Below are 4,619 nucleotides of genomic sequence, written 5' to 3' on the forward strand. Positions count from 1 at the left end.
GTGGTGCACTGGCGATCGGTGTCTGCGACCAGTTGAACATGCTGCAGTACTCGACCTACGCGGTGATCTCGCCGGAAGGTTGCGCTTCGATTCTGTGGAAAACCGCCGAGAAGGCGCCGGACGCCGCTGAAGCCATGGGCATCACCGCTGAGCGCCTGAAAGGCTTGGGTATCGTGGATAAAGTGATCGGCGAGCCATTGGGTGGTGCGCACCGCGACCCAGCCGCTGCCGCCGCATCGATCCGCGCCGAGCTGAGCTCGCAACTGGCGATGCTGAAGAAGTTCGATAACGACGCGCTGCTGGCCCGTCGTTATGAGCGTCTGATGAGCTACGGTCTCTGATCTGACCTCGCTTCGGCCAATGATGCAAAACACTGTGGGAGCGAGCTTGCTCGCGATGAGGGTATAACAGTCGACGAATATGTTGAGTGTTAGGCCGCTATCGCGAGCAAGCTCGCTCCCACATTTGATTTGTGCAAAGGGAAAGATATGGATCGGCCCGCGATTGATTTGCCTTCCAGGCTTTTGCTGAATCTGAAACCATGGCGCAATGCGGCCCATTGGCACATCGCCTTCTCCGGCGGCCTGGACTCCACCGTCCTGCTGCACCTTCTCGCACAACTCGCAAAAACCGAATCCCTGCCGGCGCTGAGCGCCATCCATGTTCATCACGGCCTTCAAGCTGTGGCCGATGCGTGGCCGGAACATTGTCGTGCTGTGTGCGCTGCGCTGGGCGTGCCGCTGCAAGTGGTTCACGTGCAGGTGCAGCCGGGTGCCAGCCTTGAACGTGCAGCTCGGGAGGCGCGGTATCACGCCTTCACTGAAACCGTTCAGGGCAACGAAGTGCTGCTGACAGCCCAGCACCGCGACGATCAGGCGGAAACCCTGTTGTTTCGCCTGTTGCGCGGAGYGGGCGTGCGCGGATTGTCCGGGATGCCGCGTCATCGCCCGTTGGGCAAGGGGTATTTGCTGCGGCCATTGCTTGATGTCACGCGGGCTGAACTGGAGGCTTATGCCAATGCGCATGGCTTGAGCTGGATCGAAGATCCCTCGAACCAGGATCGGCAGTACTCGCGCAATTACCTTAGGCATCAAGTCTTGCCCGTGCTGATCCAGCGCTGGCCACAAGCGGTGGCGACCATGGCCCGCAGCGCGGCGCATTTTACTGAAGCGCAGGGGCTGCTCGAAGAGCTGGCGGACATGGATTTGCGTGAGGCCAGCTCTGCCAGTGAGTTTGCCTGGCTGGGCTTGCGATCCCTTGAACTGGCGCCGCTTGCGCAATTGTCTGTTGCCCGGCAGCGCAATGCCTTGAGTCATTGGCTCGATCCGCTGACTCGCTTGCCGGATACGGACCATTGGTCGGGTTGGGAGAATTTGCGCGACGCCAACGGCGATGCCTGCCCGGTGTGGCGGCTGGCCGATGGCGAACTGCATCGGGCGGGCGGGCGCATCTGGTGGCTGTCCGGTTGCTGGCTGCGCACTATGCCCTCTGCTGGAACGTGGCAAAGTCCAGTATCACCGCTGATATTGCCGGATAACGGTGTACTGAGTGTCACCGGCCAAATCCCCGATGGCCCGTTACAGATCCGCTATCGTGAAGGGGGAGAGGTCATGGCTTTGCCAGGCCGCGGCCATCGGGACCTGAAACGTTTGCTCAATGAAAGCGGTGTACCGTCCTTCGTACGCGGCAGATTGCCGCTGCTCTACAAAGACGGGCAACTGCTGGCGGTAGCGAACCTCAAGGGGCTCGATGGTGGTGCGATCGGCGACTGGCATTTGCACTGGCAGCCACTGAACGAAGATCAAGGTTTGAGCTGAAAGGGGCTTTCCGGTAGACTACGCTCCCTTCTTGATACAACTTCTGTGGATTCGCCTGAATTGCAGGAGTTGCCGATTACCAAGCAGTCTTTGCTGGGCGATTCCAAAAAATGTGTAGCGAGCAACGAACCGGTGTTTCATTTTCCGGTCTGTCCCAACGCGGCGGTTTTTTTGAAAGGTGCGCTGTGATTAATGCAGGTGATCGGGGGCTTCGGCCTTCCTTCGCTTTCCCCGGCGGCTCGGACCGCTTTAACGCAGACTTCTAGGGTTTTTCATGACGCGCTACATATTCGTCACGGGCGGTGTTGTTTCTTCATTGGGGAAAGGCATTGCATCGGCATCATTGGCGGCCATCCTGGAGGCGCGGGGACTTAAGGTCACCATGCTGAAGCTGGACCCGTACATCAACGTCGACCCGGGCACCATGAGCCCGTTCCAGCACGGTGAAGTGTTCGTCACTCACGACGGCGCGGAGACCGACCTGGACCTGGGCCACTACGAGCGGTTCATCCGCACGACCATGACCCAGAACAACAACTTCACCACCGGCCGTGTCTACGAACACGTCCTGCGCAAAGAGCGCCGTGGTGACTACCTGGGTGCAACCATCCAGGTGATCCCGCACATCACCGACGAAATCAAGCGCCGCATCATCAAGGGTGCGGGCGACGCTGACGTGGCTATGGTCGAGATCGGCGGCACCGTGGGTGACATCGAGTCGCAACCGTTCCTCGAGGCGATCCGCCAACTGCGTTTCGAAGTCGGCGCCAAGCGCGCGATGCTGATGCACCTGACACTGGTGCCGTACATCGCCACTGCCGGCGAAACCAAGACCAAGCCAACCCAGCACTCGGTGAAGGAGCTGCGTTCCATCGGCCTGCAACCCGACGTGCTGGTCTGCCGCTCCGATCACCCGATCGATATTTCCTCGCGTCGCAAGATCGCGCAGTTCACCAACGTTGAAGAGCGTGCGGTGATCGGCCTGGAAGACGCCGACACCATCTACAAGATCCCGGGCATCCTGCACTCCCAGGGCCTGGACGATTTTGTCGTCGAGCGTTTCGGCCTGCAATGCGGCGGTGCCGATCTGTCCGAGTGGGAAGCCGTGGTCGACGCCAAGCTCAATCCTGAGCACGAAGTCACCATTGCGATGGTCGGCAAGTACATGGAGCTGCTGGACGCCTACAAGTCGCTGATCGAAGCGATGAGTCACGCCGGCATCAGCAACCGTACCAAGGTCAACCTGCGCTACATCGATTCCGAAGACATCGAGAACCAGGGCACTGCGTTGCTGGAAGGCGTCGACGCCATCCTGGTGCCAGGCGGCTTCGGTCTGCGTGGCGTTGAAGGCAAGATCACCGCCGTGCAATACGCTCGCGAAAACAAGGTTCCGTACCTGGGTATCTGCCTGGGCATGCAAGTGGCCGTCATCGAGTTCGCACGTAACGTGATGGGCTGGAAAGACGCCAACTCCACCGAGTTCGATCGTGCAAGCGGTCACCCGGTCGTGGGTCTGATCACCGAGTGGGAAGATGCCACCGGCGCTGTTGAAACCCGTACCGAAACCTCGGATCTGGGCGGCACCATGCGCCTGGGTGCGCAGGATTGCCTGCTGGAGCCGGGCTCGCTGGTCCACGGCTGCTACGGCAAGGACGTGATTGTCGAGCGTCATCGTCATCGCTACGAAGTGAACAACAACCTGCTGCCGCAAATCATGGAAGCCGGTTTGAAAATCTCCGGTCGTTCCGGTGATGGCGCACTGGTTGAAGTGGTTGAAGCACCGGATCACCCATGGTTCGTCGCTTGCCAGTTCCACCCGGAGTTCACCTCGACGCCACGTGACGGTCACCCGCTGTTCAGCGGTTTCGTCAAGGCAGCGTTGACTCAACACCAGAAGAAGGCGTAACCCCGATGGCACAGAAGATCATCCGCGTCGGCGACATCGAGATCGCCAACGACAAACCCATGGTGCTGTTCGGCGGCATGAACGTGCTGGAAAGCCGCGACATGGCCATGCAGGTTTGCGAAGAGTATGTGAAGGTCACCGAAAAGCTCGGTATCCCTTACGTGTTCAAGGCCAGTTTCGACAAGGCCAATCGGTCTTCTGTGACCTCCTATCGTGGTCCTGGCCTGGAAGAGGGCATGCGCATCTTCCAGGACATCAAGCAAGCCTTCGGCGTGCCGATCATCACCGACGTCCACGAGCCTGACCAGGCCGCGGTCGTCGCTGAAGTCTGCGACATCATCCAGTTGCCAGCTTTCCTGTCACGCCAGACCGACCTCGTGGTCGCGATGGCCAAGACCGGTGCAGTGATCAACATCAAGAAAGCCCAGTTCCTCGCGCCTCAGGAAATGAAACACATCCTGAACAAATGCGTAGAAGCCGGTAACGATCAGTTGATCCTCTGCGAGCGTGGTTCGAGCTTCGGCTACAACAACCTGGTCGTCGACATGCTCGGCTTCGGCATCATGAAGCAGTTTGAATACCCGGTGTTCTTCGACGTGACCCATGCGCTGCAAATGCCTGGCGGTCGTTCCGATTCCGCCGGTGGTCGTCGCGCCCAGGTCCTCGATCTGGCAAAAGCCGGCATGAGCCAGTCCCTGGCCGGCCTGTTCCTGGAAGCCCACCCGGATCCGGACAACGCCAAATGCGATGGTCCTTGCGCCTTGCGCCTGGACAAACTGGAGCCATTCCTGGCCCAGCTCAAAGCCCTGGACGAACTGGTGAAGAGTTTTCCGACGGTAGAAACCGCGTAATCCTCAATTCTCCGGTAAAGTACCGCACGATTTAACGCCCAGGCC

At 59.6% G+C, this 4,619-nt stretch carries 3 protein-coding genes and 1 pseudogene; all 4 read left to right on the forward strand.

Translation table 11 applies throughout. The features are described 5' to 3' along the window. Positions 1-341: pseudogene (locus tag ACXRVY_RS17700) on the forward strand (acetyl-CoA carboxylase carboxyl transferase subunit alpha); the annotation flags it as partial. Between the two features lie 147 nt (positions 342-488). Then, entirely contained in the window at positions 489-1,817 is a 1,329-nt protein-coding gene (tilS, locus tag ACXRVY_RS17705; protein ID WP_458237875.1) for a tRNA lysidine(34) synthetase TilS, read from the forward strand. Positions 1,818-2,091: 274 nt separating this feature from the next. Further along, positions 2,092-3,723: a CTP synthase gene (locus ACXRVY_RS17710; RefSeq protein ID WP_095943886.1), complete on the forward strand. Its 1,632-nt coding sequence runs from the start codon at positions 2,092-2,094 to the stop codon at positions 3,721-3,723. A 5-nt stretch (positions 3,724-3,728) separates the two neighbouring features. Further along, positions 3,729-4,574, forward strand: a complete 846-nt coding sequence (gene kdsA, locus ACXRVY_RS17715; protein WP_056720954.1) for a 3-deoxy-8-phosphooctulonate synthase — start codon at positions 3,729-3,731, stop codon at positions 4,572-4,574. Positions 4,575-4,619 lie beyond the last annotated feature (45 nt).

It is taken from the genome of Pseudomonas sp. P5_A2_2, from assembly GCF_054177685.1.

What these genes read in the sequence shown, in the direction of transcription:
- ACXRVY_RS17710 (WP_095943886.1), top strand. Translation starts at nt 2,092, where the DNA reads ATGACGCGCTACATATTCGTCACGGGCGGTGTTGTTTCTTCATTGGGG.
- kdsA (WP_056720954.1), top strand. Translation starts at nt 3,729, where the DNA reads ATGGCACAGAAGATCATCCGCGTCGGCGACATCGAGATCGCCAACGAC.